Source organism: Enterobacter sp. Res13-Sevr-PEC09-46 (assembly GCF_015672585.1).
GTDB lineage: Bacteria > Pseudomonadota > Gammaproteobacteria > Enterobacterales > Enterobacteriaceae > Enterobacter > Enterobacter hormaechei_C.
On record NZ_JADABR010000022.1, the window covers coordinates 1 to 21,174 of the forward strand.

General features: G+C 57.9%; 12 protein-coding genes. 2 read left to right on the forward strand and 10 right to left on the reverse strand.

Features of this window, described 5'->3' with window-relative positions; all coding sequences use genetic code 11:
- Positions 1-896: MFS transporter (locus IMQ56_RS16840; RefSeq protein ID WP_109923675.1), on the forward strand; the 896-nt coding region annotated here is incomplete at its 5' end.
- Positions 897-1,406: 510 nt separating this feature from the next.
- Here the strand turns inward: IMQ56_RS16840 and IMQ56_RS16845 are convergent.
- Positions 1,407-3,449 carry an AsmA family protein gene (locus tag IMQ56_RS16845; protein ID WP_023295575.1) on the reverse strand — a complete coding sequence of 681 codons (2,043 nt, stop codon included), beginning with the start codon at positions 3,447-3,449 and terminating at the stop codon, positions 1,407-1,409.
- 65 nt (positions 3,450-3,514) lie between these two features.
- Positions 3,515-4,288 (reverse strand): cyclic-guanylate-specific phosphodiesterase, encoded by a 774-nt coding sequence (gene pdeH, locus IMQ56_RS16850; RefSeq protein WP_015571521.1) that lies wholly within the window; start codon positions 4,286-4,288, stop codon positions 3,515-3,517.
- Between the two features lie 230 nt (positions 4,289-4,518).
- Here pdeH and IMQ56_RS16855 point away from each other — a divergent pair, with 230 nt between their 5' ends.
- Positions 4,519-5,448 (forward strand): sugar kinase, encoded by a 930-nt coding sequence (locus IMQ56_RS16855; RefSeq protein WP_017384186.1) that lies wholly within the window; start codon positions 4,519-4,521, stop codon positions 5,446-5,448.
- A 62-nt stretch (positions 5,449-5,510) separates the two neighbouring features.
- On the opposite strand, the gene IMQ56_RS16860 is transcribed toward IMQ56_RS16855, so the two are convergent.
- The 8 genes from IMQ56_RS16860 to bcsQ all read right to left on the reverse strand — a co-directional run bounded on the left by IMQ56_RS16860 (position 5,511) and on the right by bcsQ (position 21,172).
- Positions 5,511-7,001, reverse strand: a complete 1,491-nt coding sequence (locus tag IMQ56_RS16860) for a pitrilysin family protein (RefSeq protein ID WP_023295577.1) — start codon at positions 6,999-7,001, stop codon at positions 5,511-5,513.
- A gap of 222 nt (positions 7,002-7,223) precedes the next feature.
- A complete protein-coding gene (dctA, locus tag IMQ56_RS16865; protein ID WP_015571524.1) occupies positions 7,224-8,510 on the reverse strand; it encodes a C4-dicarboxylate transporter DctC in 1,287 nt (428 codons plus the stop codon).
- 159 nt (positions 8,511-8,669) lie between these two features.
- Complete coding sequence (gene hmsP / locus IMQ56_RS16870) at positions 8,670-10,676, reverse strand: biofilm formation regulator HmsP (RefSeq protein ID WP_040118210.1); 2,007 nt, start codon at positions 10,674-10,676, stop codon at positions 8,670-8,672.
- 120 nt (positions 10,677-10,796) lie between these two features.
- On the reverse strand, positions 10,797-14,279 hold the full coding sequence (bcsC, locus tag IMQ56_RS16875; RefSeq protein ID WP_196064099.1) for a cellulose synthase complex outer membrane protein BcsC: 3,483 nt from the start codon (positions 14,277-14,279) through the stop codon (positions 10,797-10,799).
- Positions 14,261-15,367, reverse strand: coding sequence for a cellulose synthase complex periplasmic endoglucanase BcsZ (gene bcsZ / locus IMQ56_RS16880; protein ID WP_039269529.1), 1,107 nt, complete (start codon positions 15,365-15,367; stop codon positions 14,261-14,263). Before bcsZ ends, bcsC begins: the two co-directional genes overlap by 19 nt.
- Before the next feature lie 6 nt (positions 15,368-15,373).
- A complete protein-coding gene (gene bcsB, locus IMQ56_RS16885) occupies positions 15,374-17,797 on the reverse strand; it encodes a cellulose biosynthesis cyclic di-GMP-binding regulatory protein BcsB (protein ID WP_071888808.1) in 2,424 nt (807 codons plus the stop codon).
- Between the two features lie 10 nt (positions 17,798-17,807).
- Positions 17,808-20,423 (reverse strand): UDP-forming cellulose synthase catalytic subunit, encoded by a 2,616-nt coding sequence (gene bcsA / locus IMQ56_RS16890; protein WP_045338534.1) that lies wholly within the window; start codon positions 20,421-20,423, stop codon positions 17,808-17,810.
- A complete protein-coding gene (gene bcsQ / locus IMQ56_RS16895; protein WP_003861177.1) occupies positions 20,420-21,172 on the reverse strand; it encodes a cellulose biosynthesis protein BcsQ in 753 nt (250 codons plus the stop codon). The genes bcsA and bcsQ overlap by 4 nt, the downstream gene beginning before the upstream one ends.
- Positions 21,173-21,174: the final 2 nt, after the last annotated feature.

Sequence of the window (21,174 nt, forward strand, 5' to 3'; positions counted from 1 at the left end):
GGGGCGGCGCGGCACTGCTGGCGACCGAAAACGCCCCGGCGCGCAAACGAGCCCTGTATGGCTCTTTCCCGCAGCTGGGCGCACCGATTGGGTTCTTCTTTGCTAACGGCACCTTCCTGCTCCTCTCCTGGCTGCTGACTGATGAACAGTTCATGAACTGGGGCTGGCGTATTCCATTCGTCTTCTCCGCCGTGCTGGTGCTGATTGGCCTGTACGTTCGCGTGTCGCTGCACGAGACGCCGGTCTTCGCTAAAGTCGCCGCGGCGAAAAAGCAGGTTAAAGTTCCGCTGGGGACGCTGCTGACCAAACACCTCCGCGTGACCGTGCTGGGCACGTTCATCATGCTGGCAACCTACACGCTGTTCTACATCATGACCGTTTACTCCATGACCTTCAGTACCGCCGCCGCGCCGGTCGGCCTGGGCCTGCCGCGTAACGAAGTGCTGTGGATGCTGATGATGGCGGTCATCGGATTTGGTGTGATGGTGCCCATCGCGGGCCTGCTGGCGGATAAATTTGGCCGTCGTTCAAGCATGATCGTCATCACCTCGCTGATTATTCTGTTCGCGCTGTTTGTCTTCCCGCCGCTGCTGGGTTCAGGTAGCCCTGCGCTGGTGATGGCGTATCTGCTGATTGGCCTGAGCCTGATGGGGCTGACTTTTGGCCCAATGGGCGCGCTGCTGCCGGAGCTGTTCCCGACTGAAGTGCGTTACACCGGCGCGTCGTTCTCCTATAACGTTTCGTCGATTCTGGGCGCCTCGGTGGCTCCGTATATCGCCACATGGCTTCAGGCGAACTATGGCCTATTCTATGTGGGTGTCTATCTGGCGGCAATGGCAGCGCTGACGCTGATTGCGCTGCTGCTGACGCACGAGACGAAGCATCAGGCGCTGTAAGTGAATGCCGGGTGGCGGCTACGCCTTACCCGGCCTACGATTCAGCCCTCACCCACAGGGCTGAGGGCTCCCCACAAAATAATGCCTGCACAGACGGCCCCCTCTCCCTTGAGGGAGAGGGCTGGGGTGAGGGGGAACATACGGCTCAGGTGGTCATTCCGTTCACTTTATGTTCCTTGCTACTCTGTCACGACATGAGCGGTGAACGTGCCAGGGTGGCTCAGTCGCCACCACCCTGGCGACCCGGGCTTCCGGCGGAAAATCGCCGCTTCGCGGTGCCTTCGGCTTATTCCTTCCGGCTTATCGGGGACGGGCGGAGGTAACATCCCTGTAAAGCCCGCCCTCTCGGCGCATCCCTGCGCCTCGCCCCGGCCTACAGGAAACGCCTCAGCGATTTACAGCCGGACCGAGGCATCGCTGAAAGCCCTCAGTTATTCTGAGGCAACGTTATAGCTTTTGCTTTCAAATTACTGGAGCCCCCTCTCCCCACAGGGAGAGGGAGAAACGGGACTACTTCTTCATCTGCGACAAAATCGTCCGACACTGATTCGCTTCGCCTTCCGACGGCGAAATCAACGCCAGCAGCGCCGCCGCAGGAGTGACCAGCGTAGCGAGCGCGGCGGCGACCGCACCACGCGCAATCAACGGCCCGGCCTTCACGCCCGCCTGCGGATCTTTGAAGGTCCCGCGAACGTACAGCGGCGAGCGCAGGGTGATGATACGAATACCTTTACTTTCCGGATCGATGGTTAAATCCAGCTGCTCGGACGCCATGCTGGCGGTACCGGTGACGTTGATAACCGCGTTTTCCGTGTCGAAAGCGAAGATCTGCGGACGCGCCACGCCGTTGACCAGATCCAGATTTGCCGCCGCGCAGTTAACGCGTACTTCGTCGTCACCGAAGATTTGCCCGATGATAAAGTTCCCGACGTTCAGCCCCAGGATCTCCATCAGGTTACGGCTCACCAGCCCGTCGTTCATCAGCAGCTTCAGGTTGCCGTTTCCGCTACCCAGCAGCGCCGCTACCGAGTTACCCGTGCCGCGAATATCCGCGTCGCCGTTCATCTCACCGAGGGTTTTCTGCATCAGCTCCACGTCCGGCATCAGCTCTTTCAGCTTCAGCCGACGCGCCTGGATCTCCGCCCTTCCCTGCATTGGCTTTTTATCCCCCTCCAGGTGGATATTCGATGAGATGGTTCCCCCGGCCATGCCAAACTTCAGCGGTTGCAGGCGCAGGTCGGCGTTTTTCAGGATGATATGGGTCGAGAGGTTGCTCAGCGGCAGCGTGCTGCCATGCTCAATTTTACGTCCTTTGAAGCGTACATCCGCATCCATCACGTCCCATTTGTCGGTTTCGAAGCGGTCATAGGGCAGCACTTTACCCGCAGGCTGAACGTCCTTTTTAACCTCTTTAGACTTCGTGCCTTTGCCCGAATCTACGCCAATCAGCGGACCAAGATCGGCCAGACGCAGCTGGCGGGATTCAACGTCCCCCTCCAGTTTCGGGCGCGGTTTACCGGTGGTGTAGGTCAGCGTGCCGTGGATATCGCTGTCGCCGATGCGCCCGTTAAAATTCCGGTAGTCAAAGACGGACGATTTTTCGGTGTTGATTTTGGCAACCAGGCGCCCGTCCGTTTCAAACGGCGGGGTATCCGGCAGCAGCACGCCGGTCAAATCGTACAGTTCACCCAGCGAATCCCCGGCAAACTTAAGCTGGAGGTCGACGCCGCCCATGTTCATCGGGTCGTTAACCGTGCCCACGAACGCCACGCGGGTGTTGCCCGAGCGGAAATCCGCCTGCACCGGGAACGGCGTGCCCTCACTCCTGAGCGCCAGCATGCCGCCGATTTTGCCTTTACCGGTCAGCGGCTGGCCGTTGTAGCGCCCTTTCGCCGTCAGGCCGAAGACGTAATCGCCCGCTTTGCTGTCATCGCCTTTGGCTTTACTGCCCGTCACTTCGCTAAACGGCAGCGGCTTGCCCAGCGGATCGACGAGGATCTCCACGTCAGCCTTACTCACCTTATCGTCAATGGCGATCCTCCCCCGATCGAACAGAATATTGTCGAGGCGGAAAGACCACGAAGAGGGCTGCGCATTCTGATCTTTATCGCCGCTGCTGGCGAGATCAAACGTCCAGTTATTGTTTTTCTCTGACAGGCGAATCAGCCGCGCGTCGGGCTGCTGAAGTTTGATCCACGGCAGATACACCGTTTTGGTTAACAGGGCTAACGGCGCCAGCGTGGCTTCCACGCGCGGCAGGTGGATCATGGTCACTTCGGGGATGTCCGGCGGGTTGCCGAGAATGATGTCGTCGGCGTGAACGTGCGGCCATGGCACCCAGCTTCGCCAGCCGGTTTCCTCTTTCTGGCGCTCCCACACGACACCCAAATCGCCACGTATTGCGAAGGGGCGGTTTAGCTCGGTTGAGACTTTCTGGTTGATGGTCGGTTTGAGCCGGTTCCAGTCAAACGTGGCGATAATGATGATTAAGACCACGATCAGCAACAAGAAAATCCCTGCTGTCCAGGAAATCACCCTGGTTGTTTTTGTCATTGTTGTCCCCTTTCCTGATGAACTTGCCTCTAAAACTATAGTTCAGACAAAGGGAAGCGGGCAGATCAGAGGGTGGTTATCACCTTTTCCAGGGTATCCATGGGGACAGGACGAGAGAGGAAATAACCCTGTGCCGCCGCTGCCGGGGAATTTTGCACGTCGCGCCACTCCTCCAGCGTCTCTACGCCTTCCACAATGACGCCCTGGCAATAGCGGTTCATCAGTTGCAGGAGCATCGTAAACAGGTTCCGTCCCTCCGGCGTCTGGCGCAGCATGATAAACAGATCGCGGGCCACTTTGATGTAGTCATAACGCACTTCGCTCAGGGCGGAGAAGTTGGCCATACCGGTACCGAAATCATCCAGCCACAGCGGGCCAAACTCACACATCGAGGCAAACGAGGAGTCCTGTGGCAGCTGAACATGTTCCACCAGCTCGAAGCGCATCCACGGCAAGGTGGCAATCAGCGCCTGCAATGTCGCGTTCTGACGTAACGCCATCAGGGTTGGGCCATCCACGTTCACCGACGCCAGAATACCGTGCTGCTCGAAGAACGCCTGCTTCGTCGCCAGCATTCTCAGCTGCTCTTCCAGCACGTCGATACGCTGACGCACGGCAACCTCCGCAAAATAGCGGTCCGGTGCAATACGCTGTGAAGGATTCGATGGATGAGTGACGACCGTTAACACCTCAATCGCCATTAACCGACCGTCGGTACGGTAGATGGGCTGATAGGTGTACGCTCGCTCACATTGCAGCCAGTAGCGATGCTCCTGCAAGTTCTCAATACTTGCCTCAGGCGTAGTGCTCAGCCGCTGGATAACCTGCTCTGACTTCATTTCGGATGTCCTGTTGTATGGGATAGCCTTTCTGGACTCGTCACTGAGTTATCGGCCCGCCAGGTGAGAACTTTATGTTCAATTCACCGGGAAAATGAAATTAAGATGACAGAAATATGCCGGAATACGCGCTGGCTCAAAAAAAATAATGGAACGTCGTTTTAATATAGTTGACCATAAAAAACACACAGCGCACACTACCCTTAATTACTTTGTTCAGGTTCACGACTATGTCTAAAAAAATTGCCGTGATTGGCGAATGCATGATTGAGCTGTCCCAGAAAGGCGCGGAAGTCAGCCGCGGTTTTGGTGGCGATACATTGAACACCTCCGTTTACATTGCCCGTCAGGTCGCCCCCGACGCGCTGAGCGTGAGCTACGTTACCGCGCTGGGAACGGACAGCTTCAGCCAGCAGATGCTGGAAGCCTGGCAGGGTGAAAACGTTGGGACCTCGCTCATCCAGCGAATGGAAAACCGCCTGCCGGGTTTGTACTACATCGAAACCGACAGCACCGGCGAGCGCACCTTCTATTACTGGCGTAATGAAGCGGCCGCCAAATTCTGGCTGGAAAGCGAGGCCGCCGCTGCCATTTGCGAAGAACTGGCGACCTTCGATTATCTCTACCTGAGCGGGATCAGCCTGGCGATCCTGAGCCAGGAGAGCCGTGAAAAGCTGCTGTCACTGCTGCGCGAATGCCGTGCCAATGGCGGTAAGGTGATTTTCGATAACAACTACCGTCCGCGTTTGTGGGCCAGCCGCGAAGAGACGCAGCAGGTCTACCAGCAGATGCTCGAATGCACCGATATCGCCTTCCTGACGCTGGATGATGAAGATGCTCTGTGGGGCGAAAAACCGGTTGATGAGGTCATTGCCCGGACGCAGGCTGCCGGGGTCAGCGAAGTGGTGATCAAGCGCGGGGCGGAGTCTTGCCTGGTGGCGGTTGCAGGTGAAGCCGTGACAGAGGTGCCGGCGGTGAAGCTGGCGAAAGAGAAGGTAATCGATACCACGGCGGCGGGAGATTCTTTCAGCGCGGGGTATCTGGCGGTACGTCTGACGGGGGGAACGCCGGAAGCGGCGGCGCAGCGCGGTCACTTGACGGCCAGCACGGTGATTCAGTATCGCGGAGCGATTATTCCGCGCGAGGCGATGCCTGCTTAAGGACTGTGCGGGCTGATGCCCGCACCCTAACCCTCTCCCTCAGGGCTGAGGGAACGCAGAGCTTACTGGCCCTGCGGAATATCGCTCGCATCCTGGTGTAAATCATCGGCTGCCGTTTGCGCTGGCTGCGGCGGCGTCGCCATGATGGCGCTCCAGGTGGCCTTCAACTCTTTCATGTCATATTCCGGCTCACCTTTCGGCTGCAACAGAATCAACGCCATATCCTGCGACAGCTGCTGACGCAGATCCTGATTCAGCATCTCCACGGTCAGACCGTTCAGGAAGTCCTGACGCAGTTTCTGATACTGCTCCGGCGCGATATCCACCACCTGATTCTGCAAGGAGCGAATGCGCTGGCTGATTAAGATATCGGTATCGGCGCGGGCATAGGTGGCGAACAGTTTCTGCAATTCGAGGGATTTCTGCGCCACCAGCGCGTTAAACTCCTCTTCAGACAGGCCCTCTTTCCGCACCTTAGCCAGCTCTTTCGCCACCACGCCGAGATTGGCATTCAGCTTATCACCCGGCGATTCCACGTTAATGGCGCACTGGGCGCGCTGGAACAGCACACGGCAGTCAAATCCCAGGCCAATATCTTTCACGTTGTTCTTGCTGAGCGTCTGCTGAACGTGCCAGAACAGCGCTTCACGCGCGAGATCCGCACGCCAGTAACGCAACAGCGCAGAAGACTCGCGGATCGGCTGCCAGGCCGTATCCCACATCATTGAAAGACGATCCTGACGCACGGTATCCGTCATGATGCTGACCGTCTCAGGACGCAGCGGGGACAAGGTAGGAACAGGGGCGGGCGTTTCACGCTTCCCTTTCAGATCGCCAAATGCTTTGTTGATCTGTTCTATCACCGCACGGCTGTCCACGTTGCCCACCACAATCAGGGTCATGGCATCCGGGGTGTACCACTGCTGGTAGAAAGATTTCACCTGCGCGGCATCAACCGGCTGTTTCAGCGGCTCTGCCGGGTCGTGGCCAAGCAGCGTTGACCCTTTCAGGCGGTAGCGCCACCAGCCTTCTTTGGTATCCGTCGGCCAGGTCGCCACCATGTCGCTGTTGCTCAACGCATAGTTAACGGTCTCAGGCGTAATCGCCAGTTTGCCGGTGGCATCCGAAAGATAGGTCAGTGCTTCTTTAAGCAGATCGTTACGGTTGTTGGGCAGGCTCAGGTTAAACATGGTGTAGTCATAGGAGACCACAGCCGGGGGCAGCGGGCGTTTCGGATCGATGGCCTGTTGCCATAAAGAACGCACCTGAACCGCCTGCAAACTGCCGCTCTGGGTGAGCGCCAGTCGAGGAATAAAGTGGCTTAAGCCGGTCTGCTGGGTGCTTTCAGTGAGGGAGCCGGTATTCACAGAAAGACGGATTTCAATGCGATCGCTCGGACGTTGCGGAGTAGATAATACCTGCCACTGGAAACCGTTCGCCAGTGTTCCCTGTTGCCAGGCCGGGTCTGGCTGGAGCGCATCTGCCTGCACATAACTGGCTGCTGCCATCATCAGCAAACCGCCGGTTAAGAGTCGAATTTTTGTGCCCTGCATGTGAACCCCTGATCAACATTCCTGGTTAAAGAGAGTGTCTCGCGACGTGAGCACTCAAAGATGACGATGAAAACCTTCCGATTAGACAGCGTGTTCGGCTAAACGTCACGGGCGGAAGTGAAATATACCCAAAAAAAATCTTGTCGAATTATGACAGGTATGAACGGTTATTATGCGCAGGTGCCCGCATCCCCACAAGGGAATACGGGCATTTATGAGGGATTAAGAGGATAAACCGGGGGTTTTGTCCTCAGATGTGCGGTTATTCAGCGTATCGTTAAGCTTCTTGTGATCCAGCTCTTTCACCCACTTCGCCACCACAATCGTCGCCACGCCATTGCCGACCAGGTTGGTTAACGCACGGGCTTCAGACATAAAGCGGTCAATACCGAGGATCAGGGCCAGGCCCGCCACCGGCAGATGGCCCACCGCCGAAATGGTGGCCGCCAGCACGATAAATCCGCTGCCCGTTACGCCCGCCGCCCCTTTTGAAGAGAGCAGAAGCACCACCAGCAGCGTAATCTGATGGAAGATATCCATGTGGCTGTTAGTGGCCTGGGCAATAAAGACCGCCGCCATCGTCAGGTATATCGAGGTGCCGTCCAGGTTAAAGGAGTAGCCCGTAGGAATAACCAGCCCCACCACTGACTTACGGCAGCCCAGCTTTTCCATTTTATCGAGCATACGCGGCAGCGCGGACTCCGAAGAGGATGTGCCGAGGACAATCAGCAGCTCTTCACGAATGTAACGGATAAATTTGAAGATGCTGAAGCCGGTCGCACGGGCGATGGAGCCGAGCACCACCACCACAAACAGAATACAGGTGATGTAGAAACAGACGATCAGCTGGCCAAGCTGTACCAGCGTGCCGACGCCATATTTCCCGATGGTGAAGGCCATCGCGCCAAAGGCGCCAATCGGGGCCAGACGCATGATCATGTTGATGATGCCGAAGATCACCTGCGAGAAGCTTTCAATGACGTTAAAAATCAGCTGGCCTTTGCTGCCAAGACGGTGCAGGGCAAAGCCAAAAAGCACGGCAAACAGCAGCACCTGGAGGATGTTTCCGCTGGCGAACGCGCCAATCACGCTGCTCGGGATCACGTCCAGCAGGAAGGCAACAATCCCCTGATCTTTCGCCTGTTCAGCGTAAACCGCCACCGCTTTCGCATCCAGCGTGGCCGGGTCGACGTTCATGCCCGCGCCAGGCTGTACCACGTTGACAATTATCAGGCCGATAATCAGCGCGATGGTACTGACAATCTCGAAGTACAGCAGGGCAACCGCCCCCGTACGCCCGACCGCCTTCATACTTTCCATGCCAGCGATACCGGTCACCACGGTACAGAAAATGACCGGCGCGATGATCATTTTGATGAGCTTAACGAACGCGTCGCCAAGCGGTTTCATCTGCGCGCCCAGCTCCGGGTAGTAGTGACCGAGCAGAATACCGATAGCGATGGCTGTCAGGACCTGGAAGTAAAGACTTTTGAAGAGTGAGGTTTTCATAGGGTGTCCCTGGAAAGAAAAACTACAGGCTTTGTAAGGTTATGGTTAACCTGCGGCTTTAAAATAACACCCACATAACAGGACAGAAATAAACGGGGTTCAAATTTGAAACACAAATGTTAAGAACTTTGAGCTGGCTCGCACAAGCCAGCAACAAAATTACACTTTTGCGTTATTGCCAGCGTCGGAGAGATAGCGTTGCTCAAAGATATCCGTCGGTACGGCGCGGTCAAACAGGAAGCCCTGTCCGCTCTCCACGCCCGCCGCAGCCAGCCAATCACGCTGGGCGTCGGTTTCAATACCCTCGGCAATTACGTGCAGATTCAGGCTGTGCGCCATCTGAATAATGGCCTGTACCAGGCTGCAATCCTCCGGCAGCCCATCCACAAAGGTTTTGTCGATTTTGAGGACGTCCACCGGCAACGTTTTCATGTGCTGGAGCTGACGCAGGCCGGAATACCCCATACCAAAATCGTCCAGCGCAATGCGGATCCCGGCATTACGCAGCGGTTTCAGAATGGCGACAGCGTCGTCAGGATTGTCGATACAACGGCTCTCGGTGACTTCCAGGATCAACGTGTGGGGCTGAATGCGGTAGCGGTGGATCAACTCGAGCATCTCCGGCACCATGGTCGGGTGCATCAGCTGTAGCGCAGAGAGATTCACCGACAGCGGCAGCGTGATGCCCCGTTGTTGCCAGGCCGCAAGCTGGCGGCAGGACTCTTCCAGCACCCAGTAGCCGACGGTGACCATCAGGCCGCAGGACTCGATACGTTCGATCATCCCCTCAGGCAGCTCCCACGTGCCGTCCGGCTGTTGCATACGCAGCAACGCTTCGGCGCTGATCACTTCACCCGTGCGCAAATTGACCTGCGGCTGTAGCCAGAGGGCAAACTGGCGATTGTCCATCGCCGTCAGAATGTCGCTCTCTTCCGTCAGGCGCTGCTGGGCTTTTTCCATCTGCTCCGGATCAAAGAACTGGATCTGGTTTTTGCCTTTCCGGCGCGCGGTGAACGCGGCCGAGAAGGCCCGACGATAAAGCTGCTCGGCGGTCAGCCCCCCGTTGTACATCGCAATACCGATGCTGGCGCTCGGGCGAAGCTGGATACCCTGAATGGGCAGCCGCTCATTAATGACAGTGAGTACTTGCTGACCTAGCGTAATGGCGTGCCACGGCTCTTTAACACCGTGCGCGATCACCACCAGGTCATAGCCGCTGACCTGGGTGAGCACCATGCGCGGCGCCAGAACGGATTTCACCTTTTCCACCAGCGTCAGCAACAGCATCTCGCGCTGGCTCTCTTTCAGCACGCCCGCCGTGTCCTGCAAGGTTTCGCAGGCAATCACCATCAGCGCGGTGGTCTGCTGGCGGGCGACGGTCTGCTCCAGCAAGGCCATTAAAAACGCTTTGTTTGGCAGATCGGATACCGGAAAACGGGTGGCGTTGCTACTGAGCTCTTCCTGCTGACGCAGGACACGCTGCTGGTTGATATTGTAACTCCGGACCAGCATGCCAATTTCATCGTCGTGATGCAGGCGCGGCAAGGGAAGCTGATGCCCCATGTGCTCCTGTGGAGAGAGGTCGTTCAGCTCCCGGGCTATGCGGCGCAACGGATGCACAATTAACCGGTTGATACACCACGTCAGCGCCACGCTCAGCATTAGTGTCAAAAGTAAGTAAGTAGTCACTAACGTAGCAACCCAACTCATGACGAATTTATACATGCGGTACGAGTCGGCCTGTAGCACCAGGTAGGCCAGCGGCTGCGGGTTAGCCGGTCTTTCCAGGGAATAGAGAGGCAGGGAAATTTGCACCGGCAGTTCAAACAGGCGCATCACCATCATCGGGACGGGACGCTCCGGGATAAAGCTCATCCGTAGCGCCTGGAACTGGTTCGGCAGCACGACATCTGCGCGGCTCACGATACCGGCGGGCTGAATGCGCTTCAGGATGGATTCCGCCTCGGGGATATCCCCTTTCAGGATCGAGGCTGACAGGGGTTCCCGCACCGAGCGGGCAATACTTTCCAGTTGCGAAGCCGTGTTATAGCGATTCTGCTGTACGGAGTGAAACAGCAAAATGACGCAGAAGATGAAGACAAACAGCATTGTGACGGCAGACACCATCGCCATCTGTTTGATCGTTAAGGAACGGCTGACACGCAAAATGACTCTCCACAAAACTCGAAGCGCAGGGCGCACCAGGGTGTAAACCTGGTGCGCCCGAGTATACCCGATAGCTGCACTTTTAAGAGAGACTTACAATTAGATTAAGAAAAAATCCGATCACCAGTCTGCATAAGGCACCAGCGGTTCCGGTGGTAAGTCCATATCACCTTGCCAGCCCGCGGCAGAATACCGAACGTAGAGCAGCGCATGGCTCGGGGTATAGTCTTTTGCTTCCTGAATATCGACGCCCAGTCCGACAAACCAGTTGGACGTCACGCGGCGTTCAACAATCGCCCTTGCGGTATAACCCGTCCCTGACGAGCTACTTCCGGTTTCCATTACACCTTTATCGGTATAACGGCCTGGCTCATTGTCCGGGATCAGCCCCTGTAACGGATAACGCATCACATCTTTTGTTTTTGAATGAGACCAGGAGACGGAGCCGCCCAGCTCCCATGACCAGTTCTCTGTGCGTTTACGCCAGTTCACCGGTAAGGCGAACGACACATACTCCTGGGGACTGTAGTAACCGCCCTGGCCCAGCGAATAGCCACTTAAATCCTTATCGTAATGCCAGAGCATGTTGGACACGCCCACCGTCAGGCGTTCGTTGTTCTGATTGATGAGCTTGTAGTAATAGCCGGTCATCCAGCGGACGCGCCAGTTATCTTCGACATTCTTCCCGGTGAGGCTGTCGGCACTCAGGCTTGACCAGATCCCGTTAGCTTCGCCTTTGTCGTAGCTCATGCTCACGCCGCCACCGGTGGCACGCACGCCGCCCCAGGTGGTGTCGGTATTGGGATCTTTTTGCCCGGCGAAGGCCAGCACCGAGCTGGAAATCGGACGGCGATGGGCGTTCAGGGTGTAGCCAATCGGCCCTAAATCGTTGCTGTAGCTCAGGCTACCCACCACATCGACCACGTCGAAGCCCATCGGCGTTGTACCGATATCCCACGACCAGGTTTTGTTCTGCCAGCCGACGGCCACGCTGGCGCCGTTGGCCGACTGGTTCGTGCTGCCGTGACATGGCGTTTCGGCGCAGGTACCCCATGTCGGATCGTAGGTTCCGTTGTCGGTGTCAAAGGAACCGGCGTTCATATTGACCAGATCGCTACGGAAGAACATACGTCCGTCCGACAGCGGCGCATCAACCTGGAGCATGGTGGTGTGCGCTTTCAGGTCGGAATAGCCCCCCGTGCCGCTGGAGCCCCAGTAGTCGTGTTGCAGCGTGACGTTCAGATCCTGCTGACGATAAAGATCGCCTGCATCGCTGCGCACGCCGCGCTTCAGCCAGTCATCTTTCTCATCGTTACGCGTGAGCCGAGTAAAGCTGTCGTTATCGGTCGGACGGGTCGTTGTGATGCCCGATGAGACCATCGCATCTTTCCAGGTGTCCAGCGCCTGCTTAGGCTGACCATTTTGTGCCTGGAAACGGGCGGCATCGCGCATCACCAGCGCACTTTCCATCGAAGGCGGCTGCGATTTGGCCTGCGGAAGAATGGCGTTGAAGGTCTTTTCTGCCGCGGCACGATCACCCAGGCCAGCCTGCGCCATGGCAAGCCGGCGCTGCATATTGATCGAGAGCGGTTCGCCGTTCTGTGCCGCGGGCAGTTTCGCCAGCGCCGCGCGCGCCGCGTCCTTGTTGCCCTGGGCAAGAGAGACCTCGGTCAGGCCGAGGATCGCGTCTTCGTTCTGCGGTTCGCGTTGCAGGACGGTGTTGTAGGCGGTTTTCGCGGCCTCATGATCGCCACGCTGTTCAGCCCAGTCCGCCAGCGTCAGGTCGATACGGGTGGACGGAGGCTGCTGGCGAAGCAACGTTTCCGCCTCCTGCTCTTTTCCACTGTCGCGCAGGCGGTTGGCGGTTTCCAGCACCTGGTTACTTTGCAGGCGGTCCGCCAGCGCCTGAATGTTGCCGTTCCACTTGTCGCGCGGCAGCGTGTTCAGATGCGCCAGCGCCGCCCGGTCCTGATCGTTACCGGACAGGTACAGCCCGCTGGCGTAAACCTGATCCGGATCGCCCGGTTTCTGGCTTGCCAGCTGACGCATCAGGTTATCCGCCTGGCTGCGCTGACCCGCGCTATACAGATCGCGTGACAGTCGGTAGGTGATCCACACGTCGCCCGGGGAAAGCGCAAGGCGTCGGCGCTGAATTTCTGCGGCCTGCGCATATTTCCCCTCGCTTTCCAGCTGTTCGGCCTGGGCTGACAGCTGCTCGTTCGTCAGGCTACGTTCAATATCATCAATGCTGCGGCGCTGGCTGGCAGAGAGCGACTGAATAAACTGCGTCGCCTTCTCCGGAGACTGCGCGCGATAAATATTGGCGAGACCGCGTACCGCGTTGCTGTTGCCGCTGTCCATCCGCAACGCCTGGCGGTAATAGCGCTCGGCCGCGTCGTTATCTTTGCGCGCCGCCGCCGCATCACCGAGGCCCAGAACCGCGTAGCTGTCTGTGTTGTCAATGTTGCGCGCCTGCTGGTAATAGCGCTCCGCCTGGGCCGTATTGTTGGCTTTCAGGGCGTTATCCCCCTGCTGGATCAGCAGCCAGTATCGGTTGACCTTCAGCAGGCTGTCCCATTTGCCCCGATTATCGCTCTGCGGATCGAGGGCGATCGCCTTCTCAAACTGCGCAACCGCGCGCGCGCGATCGCCTTTCTGGGAATAGGCCTGCCCCAGCGCGCCGACGGCTTCACTGTCGGCATGGTTGGCGCTGACCACTTTCTGCAACTCCGCCACCGCTTTACTGCCCTGCCCGGCATCCACAGCGGCTAACCCTTCGGCTTTGGCGCGGAACGCCGGATCGGAAAGTTGTTTTTGCTGCGCTTCAAGCTGGGCGCGCGCCGCCGTCACGTTATCGCCATCGCTGAACACGCTCAGGTATTGTTGCAGCGCGCTGACGCTGGCACTGCTGGCAAGCTGATCTTTGATCTGCTGGTACCACATGTCCGACGCCTGACTGCGGCCATTGTTCGATTTGGCCATCTCCTGTAACACCGCAAATCCTTCATCACGGCGTCCGCTCTGGAACAGAAGCTGTGCCAGCGAGGACTGTAGCGTGACGTTGCCCGGGCTGCTGGCGTTTATTTTCTTAAGCTGATTAATGGCCGAGTTGCGGCGGGCAGGCTCTTTCGCCACCACGTTCCAGTACTCCGTGGCGATGTCGCCGCTGGGCGGCTTACCGTCAAACAGTTTGTCATACGCGGCAATGGCTTCCTGCGTGTGGCCGGTGGTGGCAAGCAGGCGAGCCTGCTGAAGGGCCTGACGACCATCCGGCGTGGAGAGCAGCATGGTCGTCCGGGAGGACTGGTACGCACTGGAATCGGGCGCCATCCCTTTCAGGCGATCCAGCTCTTTTTGCGCGCCCGCCATATCACCCTGTCGTAACAGGTAGCGGAAGCGCGCGGCAATCACGTCCGGATTATTGGGATCAATCAACTCAAGGCGGTAGAGCGACTGGCGCACCAAATCCTCACGCTGGGTGGATTCCCCCAGACGGACCTGTTCCAGCAGCTGTCTCTGCTGCGGGGAGTTGGCGGCCTGGGCCAGGGGCATTAGCGCCAGGCCAAGCGATAAGGTGAGTAGATTCAGTGTGAACGTGCGCATTCCTGGCCCCAGTCCGGTAGTAATTCACCTTGCACGGTGAAACGAAAACGATGCTGATCCCACCCTTGTCCAAAGAGGGTCAGAACGTAGCTGTAATAAGCATTGTTATCGGGAAAACGATCGGCGACGTGCTGGCGTTGCACCGCTTGCGCGTCCCGGTTTTGTAAAAACGGAAGGAGGGAGGCAGAAAACCCTACCGGCCCATCTCCGGTGCGTTTCCCGGTCGCGACGTCCACTTTCTCCGGCGGCAAGCCTTGTTTGATTGTGGTGGTCGCCATGGGCTTGAAACGCGCCAGTAGCCGGGCTTTCTGCGGATCGTTATCGTTCATCATCCCTACCCACAGATAGACGCGAATCGCATCGTAGCTGCCGATCAGGGATGCATCCTGCGACAGCTGCCAGCCGCCCTTTTTCTGGTATTTCACCCAGTTCGGGGAAAATCCTTTAGGCGCGGTCTCCAGCAGCAGACGCAGATTGGTTTCACGGAGCGTCGTCCACGGCGCGCCAAAACGGGTGAAATAGCTCGCAAGCTGCGGCGGCAGGTAGCTGGGGTTGAAGCGCCAGACACTCTCTTCGGCAAAACCGACTTTACCCGGCAGCAGCATAGAACCCAGCCCCGGCACCTTCACCACTTCCTCACTGGCAATGCGCGTCAACAGCGCCTTACCCGTGCGCGTGTAATCGGGATTTTTCCACAGCCGCCCGGCTTCCAGCAGCGACCAGGCAATCCAGATATCGGCATCAGACGCGGAGTTAGGGTCGATAACCGCCCAGGTTTCGTCGTCCTTTTTCCCCCACAGCCAGGCCGGGAGATGTTGGGTTAAATCTCCCTCGGCAAGGTTATCGCGCGTCCATGCCAGCAGCAGATCGAACGCCTTGCGATCGTTTGCCGCGAGGGCAAAGAACAGTCCGTAGCTTTGCCCTTCGGAGGTGGTGATTTTGCGCGCGTCACTGGGATCAATGACGCGCCCACTTTCGCTTATATAATCCTGCTTGAACGTCTCCCAGGCAGGCCAGCGACAGGCGGCGTGAAGATTCGCCGCCGCCAGCATCAACGCTGCGACTACACACCCGCGAAAGATTTTCATCACCGCTTACTCATGGTCCGGGTTAAGACGACGACGGCTGATGATTCGCAGCAGACGCCACAGTACCCACGCCAGCAGTACAACGCTGAGCGCAGCCAGCACGGCCAGCAGCACCGGGTGGTTAGACAGGGCGTACCACAGGCGTTCGAACCACGGCAGATGACCGACGTAGTAGACATCCCCCACGCGCAGGCTGTTTACCCCCGACTCACGGATCACCGAGACGGAACCGAACATTGCCGCCCGTTTACCGCTGTCGTTCATGGCCGTGTTGAGTAGCTCATACCCGCGAGGGCTGTCCGCCAGCAGGGCGATAACGCTGCGCTGGTCGTTATACGGCGACTGGAAGCCGACAATCGCGGCCATCGGACCCGTTGAGCTTACGGTCGTCCTGATATTGGCCTGACGATCGCCGCTGTCCGGCATGATGCTCGGGAACTCGGTCTGACGCAGCGGCGTGTTAACCCACGACTGAGCCGCCTGCACCAGCAGATCGACGCGCTTCTCGTCTTTCAGCTTGTCCGGAATGTTGCCGATGACCATGATATCGGCATCTTTGTTCTGGATCTGGCTCCCGTCATCCGTCACCATCACGTTGATAGCCGGCAAGCCGGTTTGCGCCCCGACGGTGCCCATGGTGTCCAGCAGCGTGGTAACCTGGCCTTCGTTGGCCGCTTTTGGCATCACGACAATCGATTCAGAGAGGTCTGCCATGCGGCTGAACGGGAAGCCGGCGTTAGCAAAGGCACGCAGATCCGGCATCGCAATAAAGTGGTAATACTTCGAGAAGTCGATCGTGGAATCATCGCCAATCACCACGTGGTTTTGCACCGGCTGGAAGGTAATACAGTTTTCCACCGATCCACCCGGCATGGGGTTCATATACTGGAAGTTAAACCGCAGCTGGTTCACCGCACCGAGCTTCAGCGCCGGGATCGACACATCGGTTTTGCCATCCAGCAGCCCCTGTAATACAGGCAGACGAAGCATCAACCGGTTTGTCTCCTGGCTGCTGGTCAGGCTGAACGATTGCAGGAACTGGTTGTTGAGGCTGATATCCATGCGCGAGCTGTCTTTGGTTGCCGGCGCGGTGTAACGGTAGTTCAGATTGATATCAATGCCGTTGGTGCGCAGCAGATAGAGATCCGGCGGCAGGTTCAGCGACAGGCTGACAGGAGAAGGTTCAAGCCCGGTTGACTGCAATTGCTCTTCATAGGTTTTCAGTTCGCCAAAGGTGATGGCCCGGTCGGTACGTACCCAGTTCGGCGCATCATAAGGCTTACGTGCCAGCAGCGGTTTCACCTCGTCCACCACAACGCTGTTACCGCGGAACAGGATATTCCCCTGCGCAATGCCTTTCGCCGCCTGCACCAGATCTTTGTCATCACGGCCGAAGATCACCAACAGCTTCACGTACGGATTGTCCGGATGGCTGATCATCTCGATGGTGGGCGCTTTCACCTCCGGATGGTCACGCAGGAAAGCCGGACGTTTGGCGTTGGTGGCAAACACGATCGCGTTTTTGTCCGGCATTTTGTCGTACATGACCGGGAAACTTTGACCACGCCAGCCGGAGCGGGAACCAAACCAGGATGCCACGATAGAGGCCGCCAGCTGTTCGGTCACATCGGGAGAGCCGGCAAAGACCATCGGCAGGTTCAGCGGACGGTTATCACGCGGGTCGAAGAACGGCACCGGGAAGGCGGAGAGATCGTTTTTCAACGCCAGCGGCTGATAGGTCATCTGAAGCGAAGAGTTACGCCCGACATCCAGCCACAGGGTGCTGCTGGCCGGGTTTTCACAGACATCGCGGTAGTGGCCGACAAACTCCAGACGCACGCGGTTAAAGTCGGTGATAAACAGCGGATTAATCGGCACCTGAGCCAGGGTTTTCTTACCCAGTTGCTCTTTGGTGACGGGCAGGACGTCCATCAGCTCGTCATTCAGATAGACCTTAAGCTGGGACTGCACCGGCAGCAGCGACGGCGATGGGGTGTATTCCAGGTTGAGCATCGCTTTCGACACGACTTCATCGCTGCGCATACCGAATTCGATACCGCCATTTGGGTTGATGCCGCGCAGAACCATGCTGCCCGGAGGAGGCGCGATCTGGGCAAACGTCAGCTTAACGTCACGCGACGGCGTATTTTCGGCAACCACCGGCGCACTGGCTCCCGGCACGCCAGGCATGACCTGCCCAACCACCGGGTTGTCGGCGGGCAGCGTATTCCCCGTCGTCGGCTGATTCGGGACGACGTTTTCCGTCTGCCCCGGCGCGGCCGTCACAACCGGATCGGTCGCTTGCGCGACGACAGGCACCGTTGGCGCGGGCGTGGCCGCTGCGTTATCAGGCGCTGCGTTAGCCACTGTTGCAGGGAGCGCACTCATCCCCATTGCCACTGCACATAACCAGGAAAGTTTTGTTTTCATCGCGTTATCATCATTGTTGAGCCATAACCGGGTCCGCCTGCTTCGCTTCATCTCGCTCAGGTCGACGCGGAATGAACGACACGACCCAGGAAACCAGTGAAGTAAGTGACCGGAAAATTAATTTCACCGACGACGGGGCAAATTCTGCAAGGTGACGATAGCCACGGAACCCCAGCTTAAGAATATCCAGCAGGCTTTCCAGAGGCTTATCCTCAGGGAAGCTGTCCTGCCAGAGAGCCCACGTATCCGCGCGGGCAAACGTACACTGCACAAAATCAATGTGTTGCTTTTTGGTCAGCGGCATCAGTTGCAGACCCACTTCATTTCCTCTCACACGCACCACCTGCGTCGGGAAGACATACTCCTGCTGGCCGCGCTTAAGCAGTAGGTTGACCTTCTGCCCCTCCAGCACCTTCGCCTGACCGTTGATCTTGATACCCAGACCGCCATCCGAAAAGTCATGTACGGTACAGGAGAAGAGATGTCCATCGTCGCGGGCAATGGCCGCTGGCATGCTGATTTCGACGCGATGCGCGCGGCGAACCTGTTTGCTCTCCACCGATACCGCCACCGCGCCACCGAGGATAATCAGGTTATAAAACACCCACGCCATACTCACGAAGACCGTCAGAATTTCGTTTTCCGGGCCGTAGAAGTAGCGCCAGATCCCAACAATCACGCCCACAATATTCAGCAGCACCAGGAAGATATAGGGCCGGGAGATCACCCAGTCGACATACTCCTCTTCCACCAGCCCGCCCTTCGCGGTGACGTTGAATTTCCCTTTATGCGGGTTAATCAGCGCCACCATGGTGGGCGGCGCGATGTACCAGGCCAGCACCGTTTCGTAAATTTCACTCCAGAAGGAGTGGCGATATTTCCCCTGAATCTTCGAGTTCGTCAGGCTGGCGTGGATCATGTGCGGCAGAACGAACAGGGCAATCATCAGCGCAGGCGCATAGATGATGTAAGCGTGAAGGAGCAGGAACGCCAGCGGCGCAGTGAGGAAGATAAGCCGTGGAATACCGGACAGGAAGTGGAACATGGCGTTGACGTAGCACAGCCGTTGCGCCAGCTTCAGCCCTTTACCCATCAGCGGGTTATCGAGCCTGAAAATTTGCACCATGCCGCGGGCCCAGCGAATACGCTGGCCGATGTGCGCCGACAGGGATTCCGTGGCCAGCCCCGCCGCCTGAGGAATACGCATGTAGGCGGAGGTATAGCCAAGACGGTGCAGACGCAGCGAGGTGTGCGCATCTTCCGTGACCGTCTCGACGGCGATCCCGCCAATTTCATCCAGCGGTTTCCGGCGGATCACCGCACAGGAGCCGCAGAAGAACGTTGCGTCCCACATGTCGTTCCCGTCCTGCACGAGTCCATAGAACAGCGTGCCCTCGTTCGGGGTTTTACGAAAACGGCCGAGGTTACGTTCAAACGGGTCCGGCGAGAAGAAGTGGTGCGGCGTCTGCATCATCGCCAGCTCTTTCTCCTTCAGGAACCAGCCCATGGTCATTTGCAGGAACGAGCGCGTTGGCACGTGGTCGCAGTCGAAAATAGAGACGAACTCCCCTTTGGCATATTTCAGCGCATTGTTGATGTTACCGGCTTTCGCGTGTTCATGCGTGGTACGGGCGATGTACTCTACCCCCACTTCGTCCGCGAACTGGCGGAACTCGGCACGGCCACCGTCATCGAGGATCCAAATTTTGATTTTATCCTTCGGCCAGTCGATACCCAGCGCGGCGTAAATGGTGTTTTTTACCACCGACAGGTCTTCGTTGTAGGTCGGCACGAAGAGGTCCACCGTAGGCCACTGGGTCGTGTCTTTTGGCAGCGGCACCGGCTGTCTATTTAGCGGCCAGATAACCTGGAAGTAACCCAGCACCAGCACGATCCAGGCGTAAGTCTCAGCAAACAGCAGCACTAAGCCGCACACCAGGCTGACCGGATCGTCCCAGTTCAGCGTTGAGGTATATCGCCACCAGATGTAGCGGCAGGAAACGGTCAGCGATAGCACAATCAGCATCAGGGCAGAAAAACGCCCTGGTATGCGCCGCACCAGCAGCGCCACGCCCCACAGCAGGATCAGGAAGGTGAACTGCGCCAGCGGGTTGAAGGGCTGGGTAATACAGACCAGCGCAAGAATCAGCGAGAACACCACAACCACGCCGAGAATAAAACGCCGCAAGCCCGGGTGTAGGTGCCCGAGCTCTTTGTGGTTATCTAAATGACCCGTTTTGTCGCCCACCCGATCAGGTAGCCGGTCAAGCCACTGGTGGTAGTGTTCACGCAGGTTCTGCACACGATCGAAGCTGCGCCAGCGGGACGCTTTTTTCTCCGCGCCCGTTGAGGTCGTTAGTAGCCAGATGGACTGAATAGCGTAGCGCGCGGGATCCAGCGGACGCGGCTTGTCAGGGTTGATATGCGGATAGAGTTCACCGTGGCGCGCACGAATGCGTTGCCAGCGGGGATGTTCGAGGGGGATGAACATCCACGCCAGAATCATCCACAAACAGCCCAGCGCAGCGCTCAGCGACGAGGCGCCGTGATGACGGTAATGGCGGTAGCGTTCACTTAAGCGCGAACTGACCGGCGGAATGAGCAGCCAGTTAGTCAGGCGGCTCATACTGAACTCCCGGCAGGCTCCGGCCGTTTAGCAAAGTGCAGCAGACACCAGTTGGCCAGCGTCAGGATCTCTTCCGCCGCCAGTGAATCGCTACGGTACTCCCCGAGAGGTTGTTTGGACGCGAGGCACTCCGCCATCGCTTCGTCACGATGGATCACCATCGGCAACAGGCGGCGCTGACTCTGGAGCCAGACCTGGTAGAGATCGTCCTGGATCTGGCTGCCAATGCGCAGATCGTTGATCAGAATATGGGCATTGGCAGGCATCGGCTGCTGATGCAGACGGATATGACAATTCGCATCTACGTTCGCGATGGAGAGCACATGGTCGCACTGCGCCAGCAGCTGGCGGGTCAGCGACGCGGCACCGTGCGGCAGGTCCAGCAGGATCCACTGATAGTGCCCGCTCTCTTTCAGGCTCTGCAATGCGGTGATGAAGCGAGAGAACAGGCGCTGGTACGCGGCTTCATTCCCGCGCTCGGTTTCGGTCAATTGACCAAAGGGAAGCAAATCGAGCTGGGAGGTATAACGCAAACCCGCATCCCGCCAGTCTTTATCGTCCAGAAGCGCGCGTCCCCAGCCGTTTGCATGCGTAAAGTCGACATTGAATGACATGCGCAGCAAATTATCGGAACAGGCATCAATGACCAGTACCGATTCACCTAATACCTGCAATGACCACGCCAGCGCCGCGGTAACGGAAGTTGTACCCACCCCACCACGGACGCCCTGTAATCCTAGTACAGCCATCA

Coding starts and splice junctions, on each gene's coding strand:
- IMQ56_RS16845 (WP_023295575.1), bottom strand. CDS start 3,449: ATGACAAAAACAACCAGGGTGATTTCCTGGACAGCAGGGATTTTCTTG.
- pdeH (WP_015571521.1), bottom strand. CDS start 4,288: ATGAAGTCAGAGCAGGTTATCCAGCGGCTGAGCACTACGCCTGAGGCA.
- IMQ56_RS16855 (WP_017384186.1), top strand. CDS start 4,519: ATGTCTAAAAAAATTGCCGTGATTGGCGAATGCATGATTGAGCTGTCC.
- IMQ56_RS16860 (WP_023295577.1), bottom strand. CDS start 7,001: ATGCAGGGCACAAAAATTCGACTCTTAACCGGCGGTTTGCTGATGATG.
- dctA (WP_015571524.1), bottom strand. CDS start 8,510: ATGAAAACCTCACTCTTCAAAAGTCTTTACTTCCAGGTCCTGACAGCC.
- bcsC (WP_196064099.1), bottom strand. CDS start 14,279: ATGCGCACGTTCACACTGAATCTACTCACCTTATCGCTTGGCCTGGCG.
- bcsZ (WP_039269529.1), bottom strand. CDS start 15,367: ATGAAAATCTTTCGCGGGTGTGTAGTCGCAGCGTTGATGCTGGCGGCG.
- bcsB (WP_071888808.1), bottom strand. CDS start 17,797: ATGAAAACAAAACTTTCCTGGTTATGTGCAGTGGCAATGGGGATGAGT.
- bcsA (WP_045338534.1), bottom strand. CDS start 20,423: ATGAGCCGCCTGACTAACTGGCTGCTCATTCCGCCGGTCAGTTCGCGC.
- bcsQ (WP_003861177.1), bottom strand. CDS start 21,172: ATGGCTGTACTAGGATTACAGGGCGTCCGTGGTGGGGTGGGTACAACT.